This window comes from Pelagibacterium mangrovi, assembly GCF_036662815.1.
In the GTDB taxonomy this organism is placed as follows: Bacteria; Pseudomonadota; Alphaproteobacteria; order Rhizobiales; family Devosiaceae; genus Pelagibacterium; species Pelagibacterium mangrovi.
Genome location: NZ_JBAFXA010000007.1, coordinates 177,112 through 198,573, shown reverse-complemented (window position 1 = coordinate 198,573; position 21,462 = coordinate 177,112). Strand labels below are relative to the sequence as shown.

The 21,462-nt window shown below is 62.4% G+C and carries 21 protein-coding genes; 13 read left to right on the top strand and 8 right to left on the bottom strand.

Translation table 11 applies throughout. The annotated features are described in order from the left end of the window. Positions 1-8: 8 nt before the first annotated feature. Positions 9-3,443, bottom strand: a complete 3,435-nt coding sequence (locus V4T21_RS14005; protein ID WP_332717850.1) for a hybrid sensor histidine kinase/response regulator — start codon at positions 3,441-3,443, stop codon at positions 9-11. A 275-nt stretch (positions 3,444-3,718) separates the two neighbouring features. Here V4T21_RS14005 and V4T21_RS14000 point away from each other — a divergent pair, with 275 nt between their 5' ends. From V4T21_RS14000 to V4T21_RS13945, 12 genes are all read left to right on the top strand, one after another. Next, positions 3,719-5,392, top strand: coding sequence for an ABC transporter substrate-binding protein (locus V4T21_RS14000; protein ID WP_332717848.1), 1,674 nt, complete (start codon positions 3,719-3,721; stop codon positions 5,390-5,392). 175 nt (positions 5,393-5,567) lie between these two features. Continuing rightward, the gene (locus V4T21_RS13995) at positions 5,568-6,545 is read left to right on the top strand and encodes an ABC transporter permease (RefSeq protein ID WP_332717846.1); all 978 of its coding nucleotides are present in this window, start codon (positions 5,568-5,570) and stop codon (positions 6,543-6,545) included. A gap of 3 nt (positions 6,546-6,548) precedes the next feature. Next, positions 6,549-7,469, top strand: coding sequence for an ABC transporter permease (locus V4T21_RS13990; RefSeq protein ID WP_332717844.1), 921 nt, complete (start codon positions 6,549-6,551; stop codon positions 7,467-7,469). After that, positions 7,466-8,254 (top strand): ABC transporter ATP-binding protein, encoded by a 789-nt coding sequence (locus tag V4T21_RS13985; protein WP_332717842.1) that lies wholly within the window; start codon positions 7,466-7,468, stop codon positions 8,252-8,254. The genes V4T21_RS13990 and V4T21_RS13985 overlap by 4 nt, the downstream gene beginning before the upstream one ends. Before the next feature lie 9 nt (positions 8,255-8,263). After that, positions 8,264-9,208 carry an ABC transporter ATP-binding protein gene (locus V4T21_RS13980; RefSeq protein ID WP_332717840.1) on the top strand — a complete coding sequence of 315 codons (945 nt, stop codon included), beginning with the start codon at positions 8,264-8,266 and terminating at the stop codon, positions 9,206-9,208. After that, positions 9,208-9,672, top strand: a complete 465-nt coding sequence (locus V4T21_RS13975) for a GNAT family N-acetyltransferase (RefSeq protein ID WP_332717838.1) — start codon at positions 9,208-9,210, stop codon at positions 9,670-9,672. The genes V4T21_RS13980 and V4T21_RS13975 overlap by 1 nt, the downstream gene beginning before the upstream one ends. Position 9,673: 1 nt before the next feature. Continuing rightward, a complete protein-coding gene (locus V4T21_RS13970; protein ID WP_332717836.1) occupies positions 9,674-10,156 on the top strand; it encodes a hypothetical protein in 483 nt (160 codons plus the stop codon). A 148-nt stretch (positions 10,157-10,304) separates the two neighbouring features. Beyond that, the gene (gene osmF, locus V4T21_RS13965; RefSeq protein WP_332718001.1) at positions 10,305-11,174 is read left to right on the top strand and encodes a glycine betaine ABC transporter substrate-binding protein OsmF; all 870 of its coding nucleotides are present in this window, start codon (positions 10,305-10,307) and stop codon (positions 11,172-11,174) included. A 51-nt stretch (positions 11,175-11,225) separates the two neighbouring features. Beyond that, positions 11,226-12,398 carry an ABC transporter permease gene (locus V4T21_RS13960; RefSeq protein WP_332718000.1) on the top strand — a complete coding sequence of 391 codons (1,173 nt, stop codon included), beginning with the start codon at positions 11,226-11,228 and terminating at the stop codon, positions 12,396-12,398. Next, complete coding sequence (locus V4T21_RS13955; RefSeq protein WP_332717834.1) at positions 12,395-13,330, top strand: ABC transporter ATP-binding protein; 936 nt, start codon at positions 12,395-12,397, stop codon at positions 13,328-13,330. Before V4T21_RS13960 ends, V4T21_RS13955 begins: the two co-directional genes overlap by 4 nt. Next, positions 13,327-14,064, top strand: coding sequence for an ABC transporter permease (locus tag V4T21_RS13950; protein WP_332717832.1), 738 nt, complete (start codon positions 13,327-13,329; stop codon positions 14,062-14,064). Before V4T21_RS13955 ends, V4T21_RS13950 begins: the two co-directional genes overlap by 4 nt. 116 nt (positions 14,065-14,180) lie before the next feature. After that, on the top strand, positions 14,181-14,813 hold the full coding sequence (locus V4T21_RS13945) for a trimeric intracellular cation channel family protein (protein ID WP_332717830.1): 633 nt from the start codon (positions 14,181-14,183) through the stop codon (positions 14,811-14,813). On the opposite strand, the gene V4T21_RS13940 is transcribed toward V4T21_RS13945, so the two are convergent. From V4T21_RS13940 to V4T21_RS13915, 6 genes are all read right to left on the bottom strand, one after another. Next, a complete protein-coding gene (locus V4T21_RS13940) occupies positions 14,795-15,931 on the bottom strand; it encodes a succinylglutamate desuccinylase/aspartoacylase family protein (protein WP_332717828.1) in 1,137 nt (378 codons plus the stop codon). The two genes, V4T21_RS13945 and V4T21_RS13940, sit on opposite strands and share 19 nt — an antisense overlap. A gap of 4 nt (positions 15,932-15,935) precedes the next feature. Beyond that, positions 15,936-16,694, bottom strand: a complete 759-nt coding sequence (locus V4T21_RS13935) for an ABC transporter permease (protein ID WP_332717826.1) — start codon at positions 16,692-16,694, stop codon at positions 15,936-15,938. A gap of 2 nt (positions 16,695-16,696) precedes the next feature. After that, positions 16,697-17,536 carry an ABC transporter permease subunit gene (locus tag V4T21_RS13930; protein WP_332717824.1) on the bottom strand — a complete coding sequence of 280 codons (840 nt, stop codon included), beginning with the start codon at positions 17,534-17,536 and terminating at the stop codon, positions 16,697-16,699. Between the two features lie 66 nt (positions 17,537-17,602). Then, positions 17,603-18,355 (bottom strand): transporter substrate-binding domain-containing protein, encoded by a 753-nt coding sequence (locus tag V4T21_RS13925; RefSeq protein WP_332717822.1) that lies wholly within the window; start codon positions 18,353-18,355, stop codon positions 17,603-17,605. A 74-nt stretch (positions 18,356-18,429) separates the two neighbouring features. Next, complete coding sequence (locus V4T21_RS13920) at positions 18,430-19,197, bottom strand: ABC transporter ATP-binding protein (RefSeq protein ID WP_332717820.1); 768 nt, start codon at positions 19,195-19,197, stop codon at positions 18,430-18,432. 2 nt (positions 19,198-19,199) lie between these two features. Then, positions 19,200-19,637, bottom strand: a complete 438-nt coding sequence (locus V4T21_RS13915; RefSeq protein WP_332717818.1) for a hypothetical protein — start codon at positions 19,635-19,637, stop codon at positions 19,200-19,202. Between V4T21_RS13915 and V4T21_RS13910 the strand changes: the two genes are divergently transcribed. Beyond that, a complete protein-coding gene (locus V4T21_RS13910; protein ID WP_332717816.1) occupies positions 19,599-20,618 on the top strand; it encodes a GGDEF domain-containing protein in 1,020 nt (339 codons plus the stop codon). The genes V4T21_RS13915 and V4T21_RS13910 overlap by 39 nt on opposite strands. Here the strand turns inward: V4T21_RS13910 and sseA are convergent. Then, complete coding sequence (gene sseA / locus V4T21_RS13905) at positions 20,604-21,455, bottom strand: 3-mercaptopyruvate sulfurtransferase (RefSeq protein WP_332717814.1); 852 nt, start codon at positions 21,453-21,455, stop codon at positions 20,604-20,606. The two genes, V4T21_RS13910 and sseA, sit on opposite strands and share 15 nt — an antisense overlap. Positions 21,456-21,462 lie beyond the last annotated feature (7 nt).

Here is a 21,462-nt window from a genome sequence, read left to right as displayed (position 1 = left end):
GAGAAAAGTCAGGCGTCCTGGACGTCCGAAGGTTCGGTTTCGCCGCGTGGCTTGGGCAAGATGTGCTCGCGTACCAGATCGCGCAGTCTCTGCGCGGCGGTGCGCAACTCGGCGTATTGCGCCGCCAGCTCCGCATTGCCCGCTACGGCGTCTTCCTCGTCAGCCAAGACGAATTCCGCCGTCTGCACCACGTCGCGCCAGCGCGGATTGGCGGGCAGGGTCTCGATCAGCAGATATTTGTCCAGTGTCCGCGCCTGCAGAGAAGAACGATCCAGATTGACGCGCCAGACCCCGCTCTGCTCGGCAAAATCGATCTTGGACCCGCCCTTGACCCGCCGCCAGAGCGCCATCGATTGCGTCATCACGCCGACGATCGTCTCGCGATAGGCTTCCTTGCCGGGTGCCGGCTCCGCCCCGACGTCCTCGGCCTGGGGCAGGGCGGCGCGCTGTTCCACCAACGCGGGCCCGACAGTGTCGAGCACGCCGCGCACCGAGCGCACCAGACCGTCGCTCGATTGTCGCGTCTGGGCCGTGTCGGGGGTGATGACCAGAGCGAACCCGCCCCCCGCATCGGCTTCCAGCTCGAACCCGTTGAGCAACACCGGGCTTGCCGTCCGCCCCAGCGGAACCTCGTCGAGCGACACGCGCCCCTCATCGCCAATGGTCCGCATCATCGCATCGACGATGGTCGGCGTCAGAAGGTCGGAGAGCAGTGTCGTCCCCGGATCGATCACCCGCCCGGCCAGCAAGGATGCTGCCTGATTGGCATAGGTGATCTTGCCCGTATCGCTGACGCATACCAACCCAGCCTCCAGCGTATCGAGCAGCCGCGTCATGCGTTGCTGGGACAGCCGCAACGCATCCTCGACCTGCACTCGCCGCTCGATCTCGGATTTGAGCTCGATATTCTCCCGCGCCGTCCCCCGCGCACGCCCGGCTTCGAGCAGGGTCGCGATCCGCGCCAGCAATTCGTCCTTCACGAAGGGCTTGACCACATAGTCATTTGCCCCATGCTCGAACCCGGCGATCACGTCGCGGGTCCGCGAGCGGGCCGTCACCATGATGATCGGCAGCTCCAGCAGCCCGAACCGGTCTCGCAACCGCCGCGCGACCTCCAGTCCACCCATATGCGGCATCATCACGTCGAGCACCACCAGATCGGGCTTGTTCTTTTCGATTGCGGCCAGCGCATCCATTCCGTTCTCCGCCGCCTTGATGACGTAGCCCTGCGGTGCCAGCACGTTGCGCAGCACCTGGATGTTGATCGGTTCGTCATCGACCACCAAAATCACCGGCGCATCGCTGCCGGTCGGCAAGACCATCTCTGTCGCCTCGCCAACCATCATGCCCACGGTTTCGCGCAGCCCCTCGGTCCGTTCGCCATAGGTCAGAAGCTCGGCCTCGGCCGCCTCTGTCTCGGCCACCGGCACCGCGAAGACGAAGCGCGATCCCCGACCCAGCTCCGATTGCGCCGAGAGTTTCCCATGCATGGCGCTCGCCAATTGCCGCGCAATGGTCAGCCCCAGTCCCGCACCGCCCGGCTTGGCGATCACTTCGGGGCTTTCCCCGCGTTCGAGCGGTTGGAAAATGCGTTCGAGGCTGTCGGGCGCGATCCCCACGCCGGTGTCGGTCACCGCCACCGCCACCGCATCGCCGGCCCGCCATGCGGTGATCGCGATCGAACCCTGGTCGGTATATTTGATGGCGTTGCCCAGCAGATTATAAAGCACCTGCTCGAACCGCACCGGATCGGCCATCACATAGGGCAGCGTCTCGGGAATATCGACGTCCAGCGTCACCGGCTCGCCGCGCAGCAGCGGTTCGGAGAGCTGCATGACGTTGCGGATCGAGGTCGCCACATGCACCGGGTGGATGTCGAGCCGCATGCGCCCCTGCCGGATGCGGTAGATATCGATCAGATCGTCCACCAGCCGGCTCAACCGCCGCGCCGAAAAAGTGATGAGATCGAGCTGGCTGCGCTGCGGCGGCGTCAATTCCCCCACGGCCCCCGCCGACAATGTCTCGGAAATCCCGATGATTCCGTTGAGCGGCGTCCTCAATTCGTGGCTCGTATTGGCCACGAACGTATCCTTGAGCCTGTCCGCCTCCTCCAGCGCGGCGTTCTTTTCCTCGATCAGCTTCACGTGCCGTTCGAGCTCGACATTCTTCTGCCCGATCAGCGTCAACTGCGCCCGCACCGCGTCGCGCATGCGCTTGAAGCTCTCGGCCAGCCGCCCCAGTTCTGTGGGCTTTTCCACCGCCGGGATCGTGCGTTCGAGATCGCCGGCCGCTATCGATTCGGCCACATCGGTCAGCTTTTGCAGCGGCGCCGTCATCGTGCGCGAGAGAAGATAGGCCACCCAGGCCAGGATCGGCAGCGCGATTGCCGCAAGCATCAGGACGAATCGCGTCAATGCTTCTGAATTGGCGAAGGCCACACGCGTGGGCACTTCGGCGGCCAGCGTCCATTGCGTATCGCCGAAAGCCACCGGCCCCCAGGCCGCCAGCACCGTCTCGTCCGAAAATCCGCCCTCGATCAGTGCCGTGTCGATCGCCTCGCGTTCGATCTGTGACGCGGGCATCTGGCTTCCGATCGGTTGCGGGAAACCGGCCGGCGCCGAAACCAGCCGCCCATTGCCCGCGATCATGTAGAAATTGCCGGTTTCCTCTTCTTGCGCCTGGACGATGGAATCGATCCCAGCCGCCGGCAGGCGAAAGATCGCCACGCCGCGCGGCCGTTGGTAGAATTCGACCCGCACTGCGACATAGGCCGAAAAGGCGCCCGAAACCGGGTCGGTGGTGAAATCGGAAACCCGGATGGCTTCGCCCCCGGCCATGGTTTCGGCGGCGAGGCGCCCCAGCGCCGTATCGGCCATTTCGCCATCCAGATCACCGCCCAGATAGGCGTCCTTTTCCACCGAATAGACAACGCGCCTCTCGGTGTTGACGAGGTAGAGATTGTCGAATTCGGCCGAATGGATGAAGCGCCGGTATTCCTCCTGGAAGCGCTGGTGCGCGTTGGAATATTCGAGCGCGTTGGCGAACATCGCGTCGGTATCGGGCGAAAACTCGCCGTCGCTGGCCGGCGCCTGCCCGTTGATGCCGAAGATGCGGTGGAGAACGTTGCGCGCCTCTTCCGGATCGGGATCGATCCGCCGGAAGGCATAGGAAAAGCCGTAGAAATCGCCGATCGAGTAGCGCACGGCGTTCGATTTCGCCAGCGAATCCGCCTGCCGGAAGGCAAAGGACAAATACTGCTCGACTTCCGAGCGTTTCGCATCGCGCACGAAGGTGAGCCGCGCGAACGTCTCGTCCTCGACATTGGCGTTGAGGATGGAAAAGAACGCATAGGCCGTCAGCACAAGCGGCAGGGTGGTGATGGCGATGAGGATCAGGAACAGCCGGCTGCGGAAGCCCTTCGGCGCAAGCCCGGTCGGCACCATGAGCGTTCTCCCTCCTCAAGGCCGCGCCCCTCGCGCCGCCCATCGTCAAGCAATATTCATATGCCCATGATAGGCTGCAGAAAACCGGCCCTACGCTTTATCGCCGATTTTGACGGTTTTGCCGGTTTTGGGTGCGCATTTGACGGAAAAGCACCCGTGACGCCCAATCCCTCTCCTCCCACAATGCCCGCTACGCTCGGCGTCTATCTTGGCCGGGCATTGGGAACATCCCGCAGCGAAGGGGCTGCGGGTCAAACGGAGGGAGTCCAACCACCATGTGCACCAGATTGATCAAGGGCGCGCTTCTGGCTAGCGCCCTGGCGTTGCCGGCCATCGCCACGGCGACCGCGCAGGACGATCGCGCCATTCTCACGGCCGTGCCGCAGCAATTGACCGCTTGGGTCGAAAACTACAATCCGTTCAATTCGACCACCGTGCTGCCCACCATCATCGATTTCATGTACGAGCCGCTGGTGGTTTTCAACGCGCTCCAAGCTGGCGAACCCGCCTATCGCCTCGCTGAATCCTACGAATATTCCGACGATCTGCTCTCGCTGACCTTCGTGCTGCGCGAGGGCCTCACCTGGTCGGATGGCGAACCGATCACCGCCGACGACGTGGTCTTCACCTTCAATCTCATCAAGGAATTCCCTGCGCTCGACACCCGCGCCGTGTGGCCCAAGCTCGCCGGCGTCGAAGCGGTGGACGAGCGCACCGTCCGCCTCGATATGACCGAGGTCGATGCCGGCCTCATCTATCAGCTCGTCCAGGTCTATCCCGTCCCCGAGCACATCTGGGCCGATGTGACAGACCCCGTGACCTTCACCAATCCAGGCCCGGTCGGTTCGGGCCCGCTCACCGAAATCGAGCGGTTCACGCCGCAGGAATATATCCAGTGCCGCAATCCCAATTACTGGGATGCGGAAAACCTGCACGTCGATTGCATGCGCATGCCCCAGCTAGCCAACAATGATCAGGTGCTGACGGCGGCCGCCAACGGCGAGCTCGACTGGTTCGGCTCGTTCCTGCCCGATATCGAGCGCACCTATGTGGGCACCGATCCGGACAATCACGGCTATTGGTTCCCCTCGGGCTCGCCGGTCTATTTCTCGCTCAATATGCAGACCGAGGAACCCGGCCTCGCCGAAGCTTTCAACGACGTCAATTTCCGCCGCGCCTTCTCAATGGCGATGGATCGCGACGCGATGGTCGATATCGCAGGCTACGGCTACCCGACCGCCAATGATTATCCCTCCGGCCTTGGCCGTGCCTATCACTCCTGGAACAATCCGGAAGTGGAAGCCCAATACGGCCAATACACCGAATTCGATATCGAAGGCGCCCGCGCGCTTCTTGAGGAGGCCGGCTATTCGGACGCCAACGGCGACGGCTTCATCGAGAGCCCGAGCGGGGAGCCGATCGCTTTCGACATCATCGTCCCCAATGGGTGGACCGATTGGGTCAACACCGTCCAACTCGGCGTTGAAGGGCTCAACGAACTGGGCATCAACGCCACCATGCAGACCCCGGAAAGCCCGGCCTGGACCGACCAGTTGATCGCCGGCGATTACCAGGCCGCCATCAATTCGGTGACCACCGGCGTTAGCCCGCACTATTTCCTCGATCAGGCGCTGCATTCGCGCCATATCGGCCAGTCGCGCTTCCAGTCGGCGCGCTATTCCAATCCAGCGCTTGATGAAGCGCTCGATGCGTTCAACACCACCATCGATCCGGACGAACAGCAGCAATACATGAACGAGATCCAGATGTTGGTGGCCGAGGATATGCCGGTGATCTGGGTGTTCGATAACCCGCTCTGGTACGAGTACAACACCTCGCGCTTCACGGGCTTCTTTAACGCCGACAACCCCGTGGCGCGCCCGGTGGTCTACTCCGGCGTCCCCGAACGCCTGCTGCACCTGCTCGCCCTGCGGCCGGTGGAAGAGTAACACTTGAACGCGGTGCTTCTGGCGTCCGCTGCACTGGACCCCGGGAATAAATCCCGGGGTGACAGGCTGGTGGGTAAAGCAAGCCTTTCCTCATAATCCCCCTGTCATTCCGGGACTTGTTCCCGGAATCCAGCAGCAGCTTTTCCGCGAGCGCTGCTTCGGCAAGGAGAAAACAATGGCCTTCGTCCTGCGCCGTCTGGGCTTTTACATCGTCGCCTTCTTCGTGGCCGCGACGATCAATTTCATCCTGCCGCGTCTGATGCCCGGCAATCCCATCGACATGATGTTCGCCCAGTCGCAAACCACGATCCCGCCAGAAGCCCGCGCCGCGCTGATCGAAACTTTCGGCTTTGCCACCGGCCCGCTGCACGAGCAATATTTCGCCTATCTCAAATCGGTCTTCACAGGCGATCTGGGCTATTCGATCCGCTTCTATCCCCAGACGGTCAACGACCGGCTCGGCTATGCGCTCCCCTGGACGCTGCTGCTGGCCGGCTGTGCCACGGTCCTGGCATTCGCCATCGGAACCTTCATGGGCGTCTTTGCCGCCTGGAAGCGCGGCGGCGCGTTCGATGCCGTAATCACGCCCACTTCGCTGGCGCTCCAAGCCATTCCCCCCGTGGTCATCGCGCTGGTTTCACTCTTCGTCTTTGGCGTTGCCCTGCGCTGGCTGCCCACCGGATACGCCTTCAATCCAAGCCTCGATGCGGCGTTTTCATGGGCTTATCTCAGTTCGGTCGTCCTACACGCCCTGATGCCCGTCTGCTCGCTGATGGTGGTTTTCGTCGGCGGCTATCTCGTCACCATGCGCAACAACATGATCGGCCAGTTGGGCGAAGATCACGTCATCATGGGGCTGGCCAAGGGCCTTTCCGAACGCCGGGTCAAGTTCAACTATGCCGCCCGCAACGCGCTGCTGCCCTCGGTCACCTCGCTTGGCCTCACGCTCGGTGCCATCCTGGGCGGTTCGCTCGTCACCGAAGTGGTCTTCAACTATCCCGGCCTGGGCCAAACCCTCTATATCGGCATTGTCACCCGCGACTATCCGCTGATCCAGGGCCAGTTGCTGATCATGACGCTGGCCATCCTCACCGCCAATCTCATCGTCGACCTGCTCTACGTGCTGCTCGACCCCCGGCTGCGGAGGGCTTGATCCATGGTTGAAACGCTCAAGGTTTTCCTGCGCAACCGCAAGGCCGCCTTCGGGCTCGCCATCGTGCTGTTTTATGTGGCCGTCGCCATCTTTGGCCCGATGCTGCTTGGCGTCGATCCCATGGATCGTGTCGGTCGCCCGCATGTGGCGCCTGATGGGGAAACCATCCTGGGCACCACCCGCATGGGCCGCGACGTCTTCGCCCAATTGATCTACGGCACGCGCACCTCGCTCGCGGTGGGCTTCTTCGCCGGGCTGCTCGTCGTCCTGATCGGCACGGTGCTCGGCATTACGGCGGGCTATCTCGGCGGCATTGTCGATGAGATCATCAATTTCTGCACCAATATCGTCCTGGTCATCCCCCAGCTTCCGCTGCTGCTGGTGATCGCCGCTTTCGTCGGCCAGACCTCCCCAGTGGTCATCGCCATGATCATCGGCGTCACCTCATGGGCCTGGGGCGCCCGCGTCACCCGCGCCCAGACTATGACGCTGCGGCAGCGCGAATATATCCAGGCCTCTGAGCTGATCGGAGAGCCCGCCCACCGGATGATCTTCGTCGAGCTGTTGCCCAATTTGCTCTCGATCATCGGCTTCAATTTCATCGGCTCGGTGACCTATACGATCATCACCCAGGCCACCCTCGAGTTCCTCGGCCTGGGCAATCCCATGTCGGTTTCCTGGGGCACCATGCTCTATCACGCGCAGAATTCCTCTGCGATCACGGTCGGGGCATGGTGGGAAGTTCTTGCCCCCGCACTCGCCGTGGCCGGGATCGGCATCGGGCTGTCGCTTCTGAATTTCGGCGTCGATGAAATCTCCAACCCACGCCTCAGGACGCTGGGTACCATCGCCGCCGCGGCAAAGGCGCAGGAAAAGCTCGACCGCCAGCGCGCCGCCGGCAAGCTCAGGGAGGCTGCTCAATGACCGCACTCGTTTCCGTCCGGGGCTTGCAGGTCGATTACCTTACCGGAAAGGGCCTGTTTACCGCCGTCAAGGGCGTCGATTTCGATATCGGGCAGGGCGAGATCATGGGGCTGGCCGGGGAGTCCGGCTGCGGCAAGTCCACCATCGCTTTTTCGCTCATGCGCCTGCACCGCCCGCCGGCCATCATCTCGAAGGGCTCGATCATTGTTGATGGCGAGGACGTGTTGGCCATGCCGCCCGCGCGGCTGGAAAAATGGCGCTGGTCCACGGTTTCAATGGTGTTCCAGAGCGCCATGAATTCGCTCAATCCGGTTTTGACCCTGTTCGAGCAGTTCCGCGACATGCTGGTGCGCCATACCTCCATGAGCAAACCTGAAGCCCGGGCTCGCGCCGAAGAACTCCTCAAACTCGTCGGCATTCCGGCCGCCCGGCTCGACGATTATCCGCACCAGCTTTCGGGCGGCATGCGCCAGCGCGTGGTCCTCGCCATGGCGCTGGCGCTCAATCCCAAGCTCATCATCATGGACGAACCGACCACCGCGCTGGATGTCGTCGTTCAGCGTGAGATCTTGCAGGAGATCATGGTGTTGAAGGCAAGGTTTAGTTTCTCGATTCTGTTCATCACCCACGATCTGGCGCTGATGAGCCAGTTCGCCGATAGGATCGCGGTGATGCTCGAAGGCCGCATCGTCGAGCACGCGCCCACCGCCGAGATCGTCTCCGATCCGAGCCATGCGTACACTCGGAAACTCTGGGGCGCCATGCCTCGTCTCGGCCCGGCATAGGAGGAAGACATGTCCGATATTCCGCTTCTCGAAATCGACAACGCCAGCAAGATATTCCATCTCAAGCCCATGCTTGGCGCGGCCAAGGAAGTGGTCGCCATGCGCAATGTCTCCCTCTCGGTCAAAAAGGGCAGGGCGCTTGCCATCGTGGGTGAATCGGGCTCAGGAAAATCCACCATCGGCCGCTCGGTCACGCGCCTGTTCCAGCTTTCGGAAGGCGAAATCCGCTTCAAGGGCAAGAATATCGCCGATATCTCCGGCCGGGCCGAAGAGCTCGCCTATGCTCGGGCCGTGCAGATGGTCTTCCAGGACCCCTTCGCCGCCCTTAACCCGGCCCACACCATCCGCCACCACATCGAACGGCCATTGAAACTGCACAAGAAGCTCTCGGGCTCCGATCTCGCCGCAGCCGTCCGAAGCGTCCTCGCCGATGTGGAACTCGATCCCGACGTCACGCTGGAAAAATATCCGCACGAACTTTCCGGCGGCCAGCGCCAGCGCGTCAACCTCGCCCGAGCCCTCGCTGTAGGCGCCGAGCTGATCGTCGCGGACGAACCCACCTCCATGCTCGACGTCTCGATTCGCAAGTCGGTCCTGGGGCTGATGGAGCGGATGAAAACCGAGCGCGGCATCACCTTCCTCTACATCACCCACGACATCGCCACGGCCCATTATCTGGCCGAGGAGACCGCCGTGATGTTCGCCGGGCAGGTCGTCGAATGGGGGCCGTCCACAATGGTGGTCGCAAACCCGGCACATCCATACACAAAAGTTCTCCTAAACGCCGTACCCGACCCTTCTATGCATTTTGTGCAAGACCAAGACGGCGGCCGGGCCTTTACCGAAGGGGTTGAGAAAGTCCGCGCATTGGCCCGCAAACCGGCAGGCTTGCCGGTCGAGGTCGAACCGGGCCATTTTGTCCGTCACCGTTTCCAGGACATGGATGCCGCCTGATGGCCGACCTTCTCATCCGTCTCTATGATTTGCCCGAATATGACTATAAACGCGTTACCGATCAAGGTGTTACCATCCGTCGGGCCCTGGCGCCCGAACGCCTGACTGTCTGCGATTGGGTTGAAACCCATTTCTCCCGCCATTGGCGCTCGGAGGTCGAAACCGGCTTTTCCCACCAGCCCATCGACGTCTGGATCGCTCATGATTCCAACGCCTTGCTGGGCTTTGCCTGCGGCGACGTCACTGCCCGCGGCTTTTTCGGCCCCACCGGGGTTTCCGAGGCGGCACGCGGGCGCGGAATCGGCGAGGCGCTGCTGTTCGGAACCTTGCAAGACCTTGAAAACAAAGGCTTTGCCTACGCCATTATCGGCGATCCAGGGCCGGTCGAATTCTACCTCAAAAAGCTCGACGCCATCGAAATTCCCGGCTCCAAACCCGGCATTTACAAGGGCATGCTGAAATAAAATGGACCTTTATGCCCTCAACCCGTTCGCGGGCGATCCTGACCGCCATGCCATCTGGGAGATGCTCGTTGCCCGCGATATCGAGGCGTTCCTTGCCTGCGACTGGTCGATGGTCGAACCCGATTTCGCTGCCGATCGGTTTCACGGGATCGATGGAAAATCCTCAGCAAATCCGGACGATTGGCGCATCAGCTTCCCCACGCTCGAGGCTTATCGCGAATCCTGGTTGGAGGGAGCGTGCGATTTCGCGCGCAGAGTAGTCTCCGCCACGGCGCGAGAAGGTATCTTCAATGCCACGCGACTCGATGAGATCGAAATTGCGGGGGATCGGGCACTTGCCCACAAGAAATTCGACGGTCGGGTCGAGATGAGGGACGGAAGCGCCGATATCCTCAACTGGCAGTCGGTCTATACGCTGGCCCGCACCGCCAGCGATTGGAAGCTCACGGGGTTTATCGGTTATTTACCCAATCCGATGGGTTGACGAATTTGGAACAAAAGGGGTACGATTATTTTTGCCGTCTCAGGGTGGCCATCCCAGTCTCGATCTATAGGCTGGGGACGCATATGACCTGAAGCCAGATCGGAGAACCCCAGTGCGTTTCCTCAAAAGTTTTGCTGGTGCGGCCATTATGGCGGCGCTGGCCTCGGCCGCCTCAGCTCAAGTCGTCGTCTCGTCCAAGATCGATACCGAGGGCGGTGTGCTGGGCAACATCATCGTCAAGATGCTCGAGGCCAATGATATCCCGGTCGAAAGCCGTCTCCAGCTCGGCGCCACGCCCATCGTGCGCGAGGCGATCACGGCGGGCCAGATCGACATCTATCCCGAATATACCGGCAACGGCGCCTTCTTTTTCAACCTGGGCGATGAGCCAGTCTGGAACGATGCGCAATCGGCATATGAGCGCGTCGCCGAGATGGATCTGCAGGAAAACGGCATCGTCTGGCTCACGCCTTCGCCTGCCAACAACACCTGGGCCATCGCCCTGCGCTCGGAAATTGCTGAGGAAAACGGGCTGGCAACGCTTACCGATTTCGGCGAGTACGTGGCCGGAGGCGGTGAGATCGTCCTTGCCGCTTCGAGCGAATTCGTGACCTCGCCCGCCGCCCTGCCGGCCTTCCAGGAGGCTTATGGATTCGAACTCGCCTCCGATCAGCTCATCCAGCTTTCGGGCGGGGATACGGCGGCAACCATCGCGGCAGCCGCCAACCAGACGTCCGGCGCCAATGCCGCCATGGTCTATGGCACCGATGGCGGCATTGCCCCTTCGGGCCTCGTGGTCATGGAAGACGACAAGGGCGTGCAGCCGGTCTATGCACCGGCCCCCATCATCCGTCAGGCGGTGCTTGAGGAATATCCGCAGATCGAGGAGATTTTGGCTCCGGTTTTCGAAGGCCTGACGCTCGAAGTGCTTCAGGACCTCAATGGTCGCGTTCAGGTGGGCGGCGAACCGGCGGACGCGGTCGCCGAGGCCTATCTCACCGAAAACGGTCTGCTCTAGGATGGAGTGAAGCCGCCGCAAGGCGGCTTCGTTCGCCCCGTGACGACGTTCATCCACACTGCGCCGAAATCGACAGGCATCGACAAGCTCGGCGTGGTCGTCGCGGCCCTGGGCCTGTTCGCCCTTGCGTTCCAACCTTTCCTCTCCTTCCGCGCCAACCGGATTGTGCCGGGCGAGGCTGTTCCGGCATGGGAGGCGCTGGGGCCAGCCGGGTTCGCGCTCATTGCCGGGCTCGGCCTTGCCTTGGTCATCCTGCTTCTGCGCACGCCACTGATCTGGCGGCTTACCGTTTCGGCTCTCGGGCTGGCGACGCTGGCCATAGGCGTGGGTATCGGTGCGACCGGCCTCATTCCCGAGGGCGACACTTATGCGCGCGTTTCCCCGGGATCGGGGGTGTGGATACTCGTCTTCGCCTTCGCGCTGGCGGCCACCGATGCGTTGGCGCGCTTCAACCTCAAACCCTTGGCGCGCGTGGGTGTATTGGTCGGGGTAATTATTGCTCTCGCGCTTATCCTCATGTCCGGCCTCTGGGACGATCTTGCGGTGATGCGCGAATACCAGAGCCGCCAGAGCGCTTTCCTGCGCGAGGTCGAAACCCATCTGCTGCTCGCCTTCGGTTCGGTCGCTGTCGCGGTGGTCGCCGGCGTGCCGCTGGGCATCGTTTGCTATCGCATTCCCAAACTCCGCGCCGCCATTCTGGGCGGCCTCAACGTCGTCCAGACCATCCCCTCGATCGCGCTTTTCGGGCTGTTGATCGCTCCCATGGCCTGGATCGGGGCCAATATTCCCGGCGCGGCGGCAATCGGGATTGCTGGCATCGGCTTTGCGCCGGCTTTCGTGGCGCTGTTCGCCTATTCGCTTTTGCCCATCGTCTCCAACACCGTCGTCGGGCTCGATACAGTGCCGCGCGATGCCAATGACGCGGCGCGCGGCATGGGCATGACCGACGGACAGCGCATGCGCAAGGTGTTGTTGCCGCTCGCCTTCCCCGTCATCCTCACGGGCATCCGCATCATTTTGGTCCAGAATATCGGGCTTGCCGTCATTGCCGGTTTGATCGGCGGCGGGGGGCTGGGCACGTTCGTGTTTCAGGGCATCACGCAGACCGCGATGCCGCTGGTGCTCTTGGGCGCCATTCCTGCCGTCGCCATGGCGTTTGCGGCAGCAATCGTGCTCGATGCCGGCGTCGAACTCAGCCGCGGCCGCAACAGGGGCACGCCATGATCGAACTCGAAAATCTCACCAAGACTTATGACGGCCGGGCGGCGGTGGACGATGTCACGCTCACCATACCCTCGGGCGAAATCGCCGCCATCGTGGGTACGTCCGGGTCGGGAAAAACCACGCTGTTGCGGATGATCAACCGGCTGGTCGAACCCAGTGCCGGCACCATCCGCATCGATGGGCGCGACACCCGCGAAATCGCCCCGTTCGAGCTGCGCCGCCAAATTGGCTATGCCATTCAGGGGCATGGCCTTTTCCCCCATTGGGACGTGGCCGGCAACATCGCAACCGTTCCCAAACTGCTCGGCTGGGACAAGTCCAGGGTCGCGGCCCGCGTCGATGAATTGCTTGCGCTTTTCCAGCTCGAACCCGACCAGTACCGGCACCGTATGCCGCACGAGCTTTCAGGCGGGCAAAAACAGCGCGTCGGCGTGGCCCGGGCGCTGGCGGCGGGGCCGTCGGTGCTGTTGATGGACGAGCCATTCGGTGCCCTCGATCCCATCATCCGCGCCAAGGCGCAGGCCGATCTCGTCGATATCCAGCGCCGGTTGAAAACGACGATCGTTCTGGTCACCCACGACATGGACGAGGCGATCAGGCTGGGCACCCGCATCGCGGTGATGAGCGAGGGCAAGGTGCTGCAATACGCTTCGCCCGCCGAAATCATCGCCCGCCCCGCCGACGATTTCGTCGAGGCCATGCTGGGTTCGGGGGACAAGGCGTTCCGTCTCATGACGCTTTCCTGCGTGAGGGAGGTCGTAGAGCCGGGAACCGGCGAGGGACCGCCGGTCGAGGCCGATCTGTCATTGCGCGATGCCTATTCGGAAATGCTGTGGTCCGGTCGCGACGTCCTGCCGGTCGTCTCGGAAGGTAAGCCGGTCGGAATCGTGAGCCGGACAGCGCTCGACAAACGGGCGGCCCGTCCGCAATGAAGCTTTCGGCAATCATCCGGCTGGCCGTCCTCGTCCTGCTGGTCGCGTTCATCGTGACGCCGACATCGTTCGCTCCGCTTTTTGCGCCGCTCACCCGCTACGACGCCCCCGCGATCTATACGCAGACCTCGATCCTCTCTCTCACTCTGAGCCATTTGGGCATTGTTGCCCTAGCAACACTGCTCGCAACGGTGGTGGCGGTGGGGTTCGCTATCCTCGTCACGCGCCCCTTCGGCGAAGAGTTCTTGCCCCTCTCGCGCGCGGTCGCCAATATCGGCCAGACGTTTCCGCCCGTCGCCGTCCTTGCGCTTTCCGTGCCCATGCTCGGCTTCGGCAACGGTCCGACGCTGGTGGCGCTGTTTCTCTACGGCCTGTTGCCGATCTTCGAAAACGCCCTGACCGGTCTTCTTGGCCTTCCTCCATCGGTTCGGGAGGCGGCACGGGGTTCGGGGATGACAGGGTGGCAGCGGCTGGTGACCGTCGAATTGCCGCTCGCCTTCCCGGTGATCCTCGCCGGTATCCGCCTTTCGGTGGTCATCTCGCTGTCGACCGCGACAATCGGCTCAACGGTCGCGGCGCGCACGCTGGGCGAGGTGATCATCGCCGGCCTTCTTTCGGGCAACACGGCCTTCGTGCTCCAGGGCGGGCTGATCGTGGGGGCACTTGCCGTGCTGCTCTATGATGGTTTCGTGGTGCTCGAAAAACGCGTCGCCCGGCGCATGGGCAAAAGCTGAAGCGCTTTTGCGGTTCGGAAGCGCGATCAACAAGTCAGTAAATCCCCTTGTCCTTGCTCCCGGTTTACGGGAGAGGTTAGCGCTCATGGTTGGCTTGGCCGCGCAAAGGAGACCCCATGCTGTTGCACACCATCTTCGTCATCGCCCTTGCCGCAGAATCGATGACCGCGGCGCTCGCGGCGGGGCGGCGAAACATGGACTGGTTCGGGGTCTGCGCGCTGGGCTGTGTGACGGCGCTGGGCGGCGGAACGGCCCGCGATTTGCTGCTTGGGCACTACCCGCTGCTTTGGGTCAATGAACCGGCCTATCTGCTGGTCACCATCGGCGCGGCGCTGTTCACGATCGTCGTGGCGCGAATGATGGAGCGGCTCAAGCTGGTCTTCCTGCTACTCGATGCCGTGGGGCTCGTGGTTTTCACGATTTCGGGGTGCATGGTGGCTATGGAGATGGGGCAGCCGGTCATCATCGTCGTCGTGGCCGGGATGATTACCGGCTGCGTGGGCGGCGTTTTGCGCGACGTCCTTTGCAACGACGTGCCGCTGCTGTTCGCGGGCGAGCTTTATGCCACCGTGTCGGCGGCGACGGCCTGCATTTTCCTCCTCGGCATCCACGTCGGGCTTCCGCTCGAACTCGTCTCGATCATCGCCATGACGATCGGGTTCGGGTTCAGAACGCTGGCCATCGTCTTCAAGATCGAAATGCCACGCTTCGTCTATCAGCCGGTGCGCGATCAATCCTCGAGGAGATAGCCCTCGCGGCCCGCAAGAGGTTCGCTGCCCACGATCTTGGCGATCGAATTGCCTGGGACGACGAATTTGGACTGATTGCGTGAGATGACGCGCCCCGAGGTGCCGGCCAGCACCGGGGTGCGTTCGGTGAACGCCCCGAGGCCGTCGAGCGCGATCAGATCGGCGACGGGCTGACCTTTTTCCACGGTGTCGCCGAGTTCCACCCGATAGGCGAGAAGGCCGGCCTTATCTACACGCAGCATTTCGGTGGCGCTGAGGGGTAGCGGCGCCGGGGCGGGGTCGACGGCGGGCGGTGTTCCATCGATCAGCCCCTTGGCCTGGAAAAACGCAAAAAGGCGCGCGGCATCATCCTTCCCGAGGTCATCGAAGACGTCGGGCTGGCCGCGATATTCGAGTGTCGCCGCGCGGGCGGAAAAGGGGATGGGCTTATCGGGATGGGTGGCGCGCAGCCGCGTCCAGAGCGAAGGCCAGACTTCGTCGAACGAGCCGCCGCCCGAATCCTCGGCCGTCAGTTGCGCCACCGAGCCCATGTGATCGGCCAGTTCGGTCAGCTCGGCCATGGAATCGGGGGTGACGAACAAATGGACCAGCGCTTCGTTGTCGCAATGGAGGTCCAGCACGTAATCGGCGTCATAGGCGTGAGTCATCACGAAATGGCGCAGTTTCTGCATCGCCGTCTGGGGGCGCTGGGCGTCGAGCCAGTCACGCACCGCCGCGCGGATCATGGCCACATTGGCGTCCGCATCGTCGGTCAGCCGCCCGGCGACATCCGTCCCGACCGCCGCGAAGAGATCGGGCCAGCGGCGGTTGAAATTGGTGCCCGAGCGGAAATCGTAACGTCCAAGATGGCTTTCGAACAGAAGCTGGCCCATGCCCAGCGGGTTGACCATGGGCAGTATGGTGAATTTGGCGCGCAACGCGCCGTGGGCATCGGCCGTCTCCAGCATCGGCAGCAAATGGTGCAGCGCCATGATGCCCGGCTGTTCGTCGGCGTGCAGCGCGGCCTGGAGATAGATCTTTTGCGGTGCATCGGCCGGGCCTATTTCGAAAACCGTAAGCTCTGCCGATGTGCCCGGCGCGTCAGCGTCGATACGATGGGTGGTGCGGGTCAAGGACATGGGATCACCGGATATATTTGGGGCCGAAACGAAGGCGCGGGCGGGGTGTGGCGCGCTCTGGCGGCATGTGGCGCATCAGCCGTTTGTAAACGAGGCCGCTGAAAAAGAAGATCACCATGGTGATGGTCAAAAACCACATGGCCGCCACCGAGAAATGGAGGAACGCGTTATAGTCGCGCTCGAAAAGATACTGCGCGGTATTCATGATATCGCGCTGTCCGTCGATCACCGGCAGGGTGAAATAGACCAGCGCCGTGGCGTGGAACAGGAAGACCAGCTCATTGGTGTATGAGGGCCATGCGATACGGATCATGTTGGGCCAGGTGACCGTGCGGAACACCTGCCAGGGGCTCATGCCGAAGGCGCGCGCGGCTTCCAGTTCCCCGCGCGGCACCGTGCGCACCGCGCCGTAGAGGATTTCGGCTGTATAGGCCGTCGTGTTCATCACGAGGGCCAGCGGGCCGATGAAAAGCGGGTTCATCATCAGCCAGGAAAGCCCCATTGGGCGCCACCAGATTGGGTTGAGCGCCAGCATGATCGAATAGAACATGAAGAACTGGATAAAGAGCGGGGAGCCGCGAAAGGCGTAGATGTAGGCCGAGCACAGCCGGCTCAGCACCGGTATGCGCGCGTTCTTGCCCAGCGCCAGCAGCAGCGCGAACGCAAAGCCGACGGGCAGGGAGACGGCGGCGAAATAGATGTTGAACAGCGCCGGACGGACGTAGATCACGAAATCCGTCCAGATGGCGGAGAGGAGGTCCATGGCTAGCCCTCCACCGGCATGCCGCGCCGGGCCCAGAGCGTCAGCCGCCTGAAGACCTGCTCGGAGAGGAGCGTGACGAGGATATAAAAGACGAAGAGGACGACGTAATACGCCCAGCGCCAGTCGCCGTGCACAAGGCCGGCCTGGGGCAGGAAGTTGGGCGAACCGAGCTGGCCGGCCCACCAGACGATATCGGCGATCTGGAGCAGGGACAAAAGCGAGGTCGCCTTGATCAATAGCATCCAGACGTTGGAAAGGCCGGGCAGGGCATAGACCCACATCTGGCGGATATGGACGCGGGTGAGCACTTGGAAAGCGCTCATGCCGAAGGCACGGGCGGCCTCGAGCTGGCCCCTGGGCACCGCGCGCATGGCGCCGTGGATAACGTTTGCGGCGAAGGCGCCATAGATGATGCCAAGCGAAAAGCAGGCAAGGATTAGGTATTCGTTTGTGGACAGCAGCCAGTTGACTTCCGGGCAAGGCGGCCAGCTTGCCTGGGTCGCCGCTATCGCTTCAGGCGTGCACACCTGCAGCGACCATACCCATTCCACGCCCTGTTCGAACGCAAGCGGGAAAAACAGGAAGAACAGCACATCGGGAATGCCCCGCACCATGCCGATATAGACAGTGCCGATGGCGCGCAGGGGCGCAAAGCGCGAGGCTTTCGCCGTCGCTCCCAGAATACCGAAGATCAGGGCGAGCAGGGCACCGAAGATCGCGGCCAGAACCGTGAAACGGAAACTGGCGTACCAATTGAGGTGCTTGCCATTGGTCAGATAGTCGAACCAGAAGGCGAAATCTTCGCCCAGCCAGGCAAAAAGCCAAAAGGCTTCTGAGTCCACGTCGTTGTTCCCCAGAGCGAACAGGGCCGTGTCCGGCAGCGGTGCCGCCGGAAACGGGTGTTGCGATTATTCGGTATAGGCGGGTTCGACCCCGTCGAACCATTCGGCGCGCAGGGCATCGACGGTGCCGTCGGCCTTGAGGGCGGTCAGCGCCTCATCGAGCGTGGCGAGCAGTTCGGTGTCTTCCTTGCGCACCCCGGCGCCCACGCCGCCACCCACGCGGACGTCTTCGCCAAAGAACGCCAGCGCGCCGCCGGAATTGGCGACCACCGGTTCGAGCGAGGAGCCGTCCGCCAGAACGACATCGACATTGCCCGCGGCCAGATCGGCGATCGACTGGTCGAAGGTCGCGAATGCGATGATCGTGTTGCCGTCACCGAAGTTTTCTTCGGCATAGGCTGCCTGAATGGTGTTTCCCTGCACGCCGATCCGTAGCCCCGAGGGGTTTTCGAGATCGAGGTCGGCGTCGGCCAGGGCGATGTATTTGGACGGATCGACCGGGAAATAATCCTGAGTGAAATTGATGGATTCCAGCCGTTCCTCGGTGATCGACATGCCGGCCATGATCGTATCGTAATTGCCGGCGACGAGGTTGGGGATGATCGAATCCCAATCGTTCTGCACGATCTCGCAGGTCATGCCGGTCTGTTCGCAGATCGCGTTGGCGAGGTCGATTTCAAAGCCCGCGAGCTCGCCAGCGTCGTTGACGAAGTTCCAGGGCGCGTAAGCCCCTTCTGTTCCGACGCGCAGGACCTCCTGGGCCGATGCCGATGTCGAAAAGGCCGCGAGCGCGGCAAGGGTGAGTATCGCCTTTTTCATTATGGAGTTCCCTCTGATGTTATGGTTAGTGGAAAGCGACCGGGTCCCGTCTTGCATGATGGTTGCCGCCCCGGTCAGGCGTGACCGGCGGCGCTCAGGAACTGGCGCAGCCGATCGGATTTGGTGGCGCCGAAAACCTCCGCGACGGTTCCCTCTTCCTCGATCCTGCCGAGGTGGAGAAAAACCACGCGGTCGGAGACTTCGCGCGCAAATTTCATGTCATGGGTGACCAGCAGCATGGTGCGCCCTTCGTCGGCCAGCATCTTGATGACGCGCAGCACCTCGGCTTCGAGTTCGGGGTCGAGCGCCGATGTGGGCTCGTCGAACAGCATGATCCTGGGGTTGATGCACAGCGCCCGAGCAATGGCGGCGCGTTGCTGCTGGCCGCCCGAGAGTTGGGCGGGGAAGGCATCGGCCTTGTCGGCGATGCCGACCTTGTCGAGCAGGCTCATGGCCTGTTGCCTGACCTCCTCGCGGTCGCGCCTTTGCACATGGAGCGGTGCTTCCATGACGTTTTCGAGGATCGTCATGTGCGACCAGAGGTTGAACGACTGGAACACCATGCCGAGCTTGGAGCGGACGCGCTGAAGCTGGGCTGCATCAGTCGGGTGGCGGTGCGGTCCTTCAGGCGAGAGGGAAACATGCTCCCCATCGACGAAGACCGAGCCTTCATTGGGCACTTCGAGCATGTTGATGCAGCGCAGAAGGGTGGATTTTCCCGACCCCGAAGACCCGATCAGCGAGATGACGTCGCCCGCGCGTGCACTGATCGAAATGCCCTTGAGAACCTCAAGGTTGCCGAAGGACTTGTGGACGTCCTTGATCTCCAGAATCTGCGTCATCGTCAGCGGGTTTTTCCCCATCTCATTGTTTTTGCCCCAATCGGTGAGCCGCCTTCAAAGGCTTGCCGTGGCCCATCGAAGTTTACAGGAAACCAGAAACCACCGCCGTTAAAAAGCGAAAAGAAACGAAGGGGTAACTTTTCCGGACCAAACGGTAAAAATTGTGCGGTCACCCGATAAGGGTTTGGACACCAGTTGTCGAGGATGAACTCTACAGCGATACGCACAATGATATGGTTGTTGTGGACATCACTCAATTCGCCGGCGACATGGGTCTCGATTACAATTCCCTCCTGATGGCTTCGGGCGCTGCAGGCATAGCGCTTTGCTTTACCTTGGCGAGTTCGTGGCTGCGCCAGCGCAGGTCCGGTTTTCTTCTCACCTGGTCGCTGTGCATCGGCATGATCATCGCCGCGATCGTCGCGTTTTACGCTTTCCATGCCGGTGCCAGTGGATTTTATGCAGTGGCCGCCGGCGTGCTGCTGACCTCTGCCTATGCCACGAGCTATGGCGGACTTACCCAGTTTCGCGACGATCGTTTCGATTGGCGCAACGTCCTCATTCTCGCGCTTTGCGGGGCCATCCCGATCGTCGCCGCCGCTTCGATGGGGTTCGATGGCCTGAGCTTTATCTTCATCAATTTGATGAGCGCGATCCTGCTCAGCATTTGCGGCTACAACTATTGGACGGCGAGGGCGGAATCGCCCGGCCCGATCACCGCGATCGCGGTTTTGCACGCGATGCTGGTGGTGTCCTACGTCGCCTGCGTCATCGTGATGGCGCTCGAAACCCCGTTTTACCTGGGCGGACAACCGCCCGACAATTGGGCCGAAAGCGTCAATCTGTTCGTTTCGGTGGTGGCGATCACCGGGGTCGGCGGGTTGTTCGTCACCATCCATCAGGAGCGCATCAGCCGTCGGCATCAGGCGGAATCGCTGATCGATCCGCTGACGGGGCTCAACAATCGCCGCGCCGTCTATGAGCGCTTCCCCGATGGGATCGTGCCGCAGGATACGGGGCTGGTGGTTTTCGACCTCGACGATTTCAAGGGCCTCAACGACCGCCACGGGCACGCGGTGGGCGATCTGGTGCTGTGCAATTTCGGTGCGCTGCTCACCGAAAACAGCCGGGCAGGGGATGTCGTGGTTCGGTTGGGGGGCGAAGAATTCCTCGTCGTCCTGCCGGCCAGTTCATCGACCCACGCCCTTGCCCTCGCCGAGCGCGTTCGCGGGCACATGAGCCGCATGCGGCACGAGGCCGGCGACCAGACGGTGGCGTGCACCGTCAGCGCCGGCGTTGCGGTGGCCAACAAGCCCCAGACCAGCTTCGATACGCTGCTGCGCAAGGCCGACAACGCGCTTTATCTCTCCAAGCGCTCGGGCCGCAACCGCGTTTCCCAGAACGTCTCAAGCGCCGCCTGATCGCGCCGGACCGGTTTCAACAGGGGCGTCGTCGCGCCCACCCCATTCGGACCACGACCCGTCATAAAGCGCCACCTTGCGTGCGCCGATCGTATCGAGCGCCAGCGCCAGCACCGAGGCCGTTACGCCCGATCCGCAGGAGGTGATGACCGGGCGAGACGGATCGATGCCGGCTTCCCGGATCGCCTTTTCCAGTTCGGCATCCGATTTGAGGGCGCCGTTTTCGATGAGTTTGTCGAAGGGCAGGCTGCGACTTCCGGGGATGTGTCCGGATTTGAGCCCAGCACGGGGCTCGGGCGCTTCGCCGGTGAACCGGGCGGCGCCGCGGGCATCGACGATCTGATCGCCGGCATTGCTGGCAGCCAATACCCGTTCGAAATCGGCAACGGCGTCGGCATCGAGACGGGCCTCGAACCGGGCAGGGACCGCGTTGGCCTCGCCGACCGCAATCGGCCGGCCTTCGGCACGCCATTTTGGCCCGCCGCCTTCCAGGATCTTCACTTCGTGCGCGCCCATCACCTTGAGGGTCCACCACGCGCGCGGGGCGGAAAACAGGCCATGCTCGTCATAGACGACGACGGTGGTTAGGGAGGAAATGCCCAGGGCACCGACCATTTCGCCGAACTTTGCCGCGTCGGGCAGCATGTGGGGCAGGCCGGAACTGGTATCGGCTATTGCGTCGATATCGAAAAAGATCGCTCCGGGAACGTGCCCTTCCAGAAATTCGGCCCGGCCATCGCGGCCCGCATTGGGCATGTGCCAGGACGCATCGACGATCTGAACCTTGGGATCGTCGAGATGGGCGGCCAGCCAATCGGTGGAAACGAAATGGGTCATTGTGAAA